The following is a 6,370-nucleotide window of genomic DNA, read 5'->3' as shown; positions in this document are numbered from 1 at the left end:
ATAAATATCTCTATATAAAAATATATTTTATAGCTTTCTGAGTTTATTGATGTTATAATTTTTACATTGATGAAAAACTGTAATTTGCAAAGAATTTTATTAAAATGCTATAAAAGAGGTGGATTGGGCTTTAGTAAAGTTTACTAAAGATAAATTATGAAAGTAAAAAGAGTAAAAGACAATACGTTTTGCATTGATACGGGAATGACTTATATACCTTTTTATAAAATCAGTGATAAGGAGATTATCATGTTGGATACAGGATGGGCAGAGGGAGAGAGAAAGGGAATAGATGGAATCCTTCAAGAGAACGGCTTTAAGGTTAAGGGAATAATATGCACCCACGCACATATAGATCATGTGGGGAATAATTCGTATCTTAAGGAGAAATATGGATGTGTTATTGCCATGCCAGCTTACGAGGGTCTTATCTGCAGTTCTGCAATAAATTTGAAACTTTATTACAACAGCCAGACGCTGTCAGAAGTCAAAGAGCATTTTGGCAGTATGATCTGTAAAACTGATATTTTGATTTTAAATGATGAGGACAGAATAAATGTAGGTGGTATTGAATTTAAGCTTATTCATACACCAGGACACAGCCCTGCACATATGTGCATTGTAACTCCCGACAATGTTGCATATCTTGGAGATGCTCTCATAAGCTATGAAGTTATGAAGGGAGCCAAGATGCCTTATGCCTATATACTTACAGAGGATTTAAAGAGCAAAAAAAAGCTCTATGATTTAAGCTGTAGTAAGTATATAGTGGCTCATAAAGGTATTTTTGATGATATTACAAAACTTATAACAGATAATATACATTTTTATAGAAATAGAGCAAGAAAGATATATAATGCCATAGAGGACTCTATGACGATGGAAAACATAATGAATGCTGTTATAAAAGAATTTACACTGCATGTAAACAGTAAATACAAATATGCTATTATGAAGAAAATGCTTGAGTCCTATGTAGAGTATTTAAATGAAACGGGAGCTATAAAATTGAACATAGATAGTGGGTTCCTTAAATATTCAAAAGTACATTCTCCTGATTAAAACTTTTCAGACATTTTCTAGAGCCTGCTCCATATCTTCTATTATGTCTTCCACATCCTCTATTCCCACGGATAATCTTAGCAGATCATCATATATCCCCATTTGTATTTTTTCTTCTTCTGTATTATTGGAACATATAGTGGAAGAAGGATGAATTATTATGGATTTGGTGTCGCCTATATTTGTAAGGTTTAATATGAGTTTCAGGCTGTTTAAGAAATTAAAAGCCTTCTTTTTGGTTCCCAGTCTGAAAGTTAAAATACCACCAGCTCCGTTTTTATAATATTTTCTAATCAGGTCATGGTATTTGGAGCTTTCCAGGCCGGGATAGTTTACTTCTGAAACTTTTTTGTTAGAGTCCAGATACTTGGCCACTGTAAGTGCACTTTTACAGTGTTCTTTCATTCTGAGAGCCAGTGTCTCCACCCCTGTAAGATTTAAAAATGCGTTAAAGGGTGACATGGCAGGACCTATATCTCTTCCTATTGTATCTTTGAGTTTGGCTGTAAAGGACATATTGCCGAATTTCTTTATATAAGGCTCAAAATTGTTATATTTTGAGTCAGAATATTTGCTGCTTCCACCATCTATTATAATTCCACCTATGGAGTTGGAGGTTCCGTTTATGTATTTGGATGTGGAGTGTATTACCACATCTGCTCCATGCTGCAGAGGTTTTATGAGATATGGAGTTGTCATGGTTGAATCAATCATCAGAATAATATTGTGCAGCTTGCAGATCTTTGAAACAGGGTCTATGTCAAGAACATTCAGCTTGGGATTCCCTATAGTCTCTGCAAAAACCAATCTGGTATTTTCATTTATGGCCAGTTCCAGGGATTCTTTGTTTAATTCTTCTAAAAATTTTATCTTTATTCCAAAGGATTTTAAATTTCTTATCAAGGTATAGCTGCCGCCATAGAGACCACAGGAAGCAATTATCTCGTTTCCGGGTTCCAATACGTTCATAATTGCAAGGTAGATGGCGCTCATGCCCGATGCTGCAGATGTTGCACTTAGTCCGTCTTCTATGCTGGCCATTCTTCTTTCAAAAGATATGACGGTAGGGTTGGATATCCTGGTGTAGGCATAGCCCATGGATTTTCCAGTGAATATATCCTCTAGATTTTCTGCACTTTTATGAGCATATGCATTTGAAAGGTAGATGGGGGTATTGGTGGCTCCAGTATAATCTATATTAAAATTTCCATGTATGAGTTTTGTATTGAATTTCATTGTTTCACTCCCAGTAATTTATTTGAAGGATGGTGTGTGACAAGCATACCACCCTCCATTGACTTCATGTTATTTTTTTTGTATCACCAATAGATTGTAACCATCATAGTTTGTATCTTTAAAGATTACCTTGTGTCCCTCGTTTTTTACACTTTGGGGAACATTGTTTATAGGATCGCCGTCATCCAAATAAAATCCCAGCTTTTGTCCGGATTTTACTTTAGAAAGTTCTATTTTCACCTTTACAAAATTTATAGGGCATTTTACTCCTCTTAAATCCACAATTTTAAGGTCTCCAATTTTATCATGGTCGTTCACTTCACCATTGTCTTCATTATAGGATTTTGACTGCGTATTCTCTTCTTTTGGAAGGGTTATTTCCAATTTTCCGTTTAAGGATCTATACATTGCATCCACTTTGTTGTACAGGTATTCTACTTCTGAAGCTTTGCTGGATATATCATTTGTACCGTCTATTTTGTAGTCTATGAGATCTTCAAAAAGCTTTTTAATTGAGGGTTTTACATAACCTGTCTCTACAAAATTCTTGTTGAATTCCTCAAATATCTCTCTGTCTTTGTTTGAATCCACTCCTCTGAGTACCAGAAGGGTTCTTGCCGAGGACAGTGCAGAGGAATACAGATCGGAATTTTGTTTTGTGTCTTTGTACTTCTCAAGTGAGGATTTGGCATTTGACAAATCCAGTTTTATAACATCCATTACACCGGAACTGCATTCTCCAGGCCCTCTGCCCTTTAATGAAAATCTCTCGCAGGCTCCAAAATCAAAGTAAATATCGGGATCTTCTACAAATTTATCCACATCGGTGTACTTGCTCATAAGAGTTTTTATATCCGATGACCTGTTATCCAGAAAATCATAAAAATCTTCATATCCGGAATTAATTTTTAGTTCTGCAAGTTCATGGATGAACAGGGGAACTTTCTTTGCAGGTACATCTCCATAGGTATCTCCCATTCTGGCTACATTTGATCCTATTTTTCCTCCAAAGGATATGGAGTACATTGGAACCAGGCCGTTTTTTGTTCGTCTGGCTCTGCCGTGAAGGCCAAGGGCTCCTTTTTCGTGCTGAGCACAGGAATTTGGGCATCCTGATATAAACAGTCTTGGAAGGGCAGCTTTTATTTCAGGTGATGTACCTTCAAATTCTTTCTTTATGGCTTTTAACAGATTTTGTGAAAGACATAATCCAAGCTGGCAAGTGGAAGCACCCACGCAGGTTACAGAGTTATCTATGTTGTATATGGAAGTAAAGCTGCCTGTTATTTCTATAAGAGCTTCAGCATCTTTTTTCTTTAAATCTCTTATAAAAAATCCCTGGGTGTTTGTAACCCTGATGGATGTTTTATAATTCAAATTTTCTATGAAAGCAAGTACTTTATTTAAGCTTTCAACTTTTAAATTTCCGCTTTGAGGATGAACATAGACGGAATAGTAGCCTTCCTGTTTTTGCGGAAACAGTACATTTTTAGGCTTTTCATCCACCTTTACGTCCCGGACAATCTTGGCATCAGGGTGTAGTATAAATTCATTTTCATCCACCTGTATGTTGAGACCGCCTTTTTCCTTTAGTTTGTTTATCTCTGAACTTAATTCTTCAACAAATTTTTTTTCACCCAGTCTCATGAGTATGAACCTTATTCTGGCCTTATTTTTATTGGTTCTGTCTCCTTCGACTTCAAATACATTTTTAAGGCCCTGTATATAGTATAGTATTTCATCTGCTGGTATGAAATCCTTAAGCTTTAAAGCAACTCTCGGACTTCCGCCAAATCCTCCGGCCCCATATACCTCAAAGCCCCTCCTGCCATCTACTATTTTTGCAATGAATCCCAGATCGGATATGGTTGCATTGCCCGTATCTTCTGGACTATTGGAGAAGGCTATCTTGTATTTTCTGGGCATGTTCATGGTGGTTGGATCTTTTATGAGGTAATTGGTGGCTGCTTTTACATAGGGGGTTACGTCAAAGACGTCGTCTGTTGAAACACCTGAAAGAGGGGAACACTCCACATTTCGAACGGTATTTCCACCAGTGCCCTTTGTTATTATGCCTACTTCTATCAAAGAATTTATTATTGGATAGGCATCTTTCAAATCAACACTTTGAAATTGAATGTCCTGTCTGGAGGTGAATTTCAATTTGCCTTTTGCATATTTTTCTGCAAGTTCACTTATACGTTTGAATTGTTCTAAAGTTATGACTCCTCCGGGTATTCTGGTTCTCACCATGTAGGTTTCCTTTTTTCTCTGCTCGTATACACCCATGGAAACCCTAAAAGCTTTAAATCTCACAGGATCTATTGCATTGTTTAAATACTGCTGTGATTTTTCTTTTATGTCTTCTATGGATTTATAATGATCTTCACTTATATTTATCATAATATCTCACTCCTTTTTTAAACTATTTCATACTCAAGCTTTTCAACATTTTTGTCTTTGTCGATTTTAAACAAATTAAATACTGGTTTCTTTTTTTCAAGAGATAAAATTCCGTACAATATTTTGTCATCAAAAGCAAGCCTTTTATCCTCTTCAGATGGCCTGGAAGGTGAATAAGGATGAGAATGATAATTGCCAATCATATTAAATTTTTCACTTCTCATGAGCTTTACAGCTTTGAATTGTTCGGCAGGATCCATGGAAAAATGTTCGCTGCTGTGATCTGTATTGGTCAAGGAGTATATTTTTTTAATAAAAATATCTTTTCCAGAATCCAGTCCTCCAAGATAACCACAGCATTCATCGGGAAATTCATCCCTGGCCTGTTTTAAAATTTTTTCATATTGCAATTTGTCTATATATATCATAAATATCACCTGCTTAATTTGCTGTTTTGAGATCACAGGCTGTCTGTTCATAGTCTATCAGCTTTTTTATTGTAGGGTGCTCACCGCATATGCCGCAGTTCTTGTTCTTGGATACCTTTATTTTTCTGAATTCCATTGTCATTGCGTTGTAAGTCAAAAGATATCCTGCAAGGGTACTGCCGATTTTAAGTATATACTTGAGGGCTTCTGTTGCCTGAAGTGATCCTATAATTCCTCCCATTACACCTAGAACACCTGCTTCCTTGCAGGTTGGTACAACACCTGCAGGAGGTGGTGATTGAAAAATACATCTGTAGCAGGGAGTACCGTTGTCAGGTATATAAGTTGTGAGCTGCCCTTGAAATCTTATTATTCCTCCATGTGAAAATGGTTTTTTGGAAATTACACAGGCATCGTTTATTAAAAATTTGGCGGGAAAATTATCTGTACCGTCTATTATAAAATCATAGTCCTGGTCCTTTATGATATCCAAGATATTGCTGGAGTCTACAAGTTCCCTATAAGTTATTACATTTACGTCTGGATTCAATTCATTTATGGTTTCTTTTCCGGACTGAACTTTAGCCTTTCCCACGTCCTTTGTGCGATGGATTATCTGTCTTTGAAGGTTTGAAAGATCCACTATGTCTCCATCTACAAGGCCTATAGTTCCTATCCCTGCAGCAGCCAGATACATGGCAGCAGGTGCTCCCAGACCGCCCGTACCTATAATGAGGATTTTGGAGTTTAAAAGTTTTTCCTGACCTTCCACACCTACTTCGGACAGGATAATGTGTCTTGAATACCTTTCTATCTGATCCTCACTAAAATCCACTATTTCCACCCCCCATGAAGTATAGAAAATCAATTTTGTCATTTTCTTTTAGAACGATGTTGTTAAAATTGGCTCTATCTATGAATTCGTCATTTAACTGAACAGAAACCATGTCTGGCATTTCTACATTTTCTATTTTTAAAATTTTTGTTACAGTGACTCCCTCCTTTATATCTTTAATTTTACCATTAATTGTTACTTTCATGATACCCTCCTCGTTGTTCATTTAACATTTTTATCTTCTAACCATTTTGGAAAAAAGAATTTACACTTAATTTAAACTGTGACAAAATAAAAAACTTTCCTGTTATAATTTACAAGAAAGTCATTTTTTGTATTCAGAATACCACAGGTTTTACCTGTGGTTCTAAAAAGCTTATAGCTATGAGTAGAAAAAAGAAAAACT

At 36.0% G+C, this 6,370-nt stretch carries 6 protein-coding genes; 1 reads left to right on the top strand and 5 read right to left on the bottom strand.

Going from position 1 to position 6,370, the window contains the following annotated elements:
- The first annotated feature begins 156 nt into the window (after positions 1 to 156).
- Complete coding sequence (locus tag J5G60_RS15730) at positions 157 to 1,062, top strand: MBL fold metallo-hydrolase (RefSeq protein WP_150357093.1); 906 nt, start codon at positions 157 to 159, stop codon at positions 1,060 to 1,062.
- A gap of 6 nt (positions 1,063 to 1,068) precedes the next feature.
- Here J5G60_RS15730 and J5G60_RS15725 read toward each other — a convergent pair whose 3' ends face one another.
- The 5 genes from J5G60_RS15725 to thiS form a co-directional block, all read right to left on the bottom strand.
- Complete coding sequence (locus J5G60_RS15725) at positions 1,069 to 2,298, bottom strand: O-acetylhomoserine aminocarboxypropyltransferase/cysteine synthase family protein (protein WP_150357094.1); 1,230 nt, start codon at positions 2,296 to 2,298, stop codon at positions 1,069 to 1,071.
- Between the two features lie 69 nt (positions 2,299 to 2,367).
- A complete protein-coding gene (locus J5G60_RS15720) occupies positions 2,368 to 4,701 on the bottom strand; it encodes a sulfurtransferase TusA family protein (RefSeq protein ID WP_150357095.1) in 2,334 nt (777 codons plus the stop codon).
- 17 nt (positions 4,702 to 4,718) lie between these two features.
- Entirely contained in the window at positions 4,719 to 5,129 is a 411-nt protein-coding gene (locus J5G60_RS15715) for a M67 family metallopeptidase (RefSeq protein WP_150357096.1), read from the bottom strand.
- A gap of 13 nt (positions 5,130 to 5,142) precedes the next feature.
- Positions 5,143 to 5,964 (bottom strand): HesA/MoeB/ThiF family protein, encoded by an 822-nt coding sequence (locus J5G60_RS15710; RefSeq protein WP_150357097.1) that lies wholly within the window; start codon positions 5,962 to 5,964, stop codon positions 5,143 to 5,145.
- On the bottom strand, positions 5,954 to 6,169 hold the full coding sequence (gene thiS, locus J5G60_RS15705; RefSeq protein WP_150357098.1) for a sulfur carrier protein ThiS: 216 nt from the start codon (positions 6,167 to 6,169) through the stop codon (positions 5,954 to 5,956). The genes J5G60_RS15710 and thiS overlap by 11 nt, the downstream gene beginning before the upstream one ends.
- Positions 6,170 to 6,370 lie beyond the last annotated feature (201 nt).

Source organism: Clostridium sp. HV4-5-A1G, assembly GCF_900184915.1.
Lineage (GTDB): Bacteria > Bacillota > Clostridia > Clostridiales > Clostridiaceae > Clostridium_B > Clostridium_B aromativorans.
Note: the sequence above shows the minus strand (reverse complement) of the source record. Positions and strands in the feature narration are given on the sequence as shown.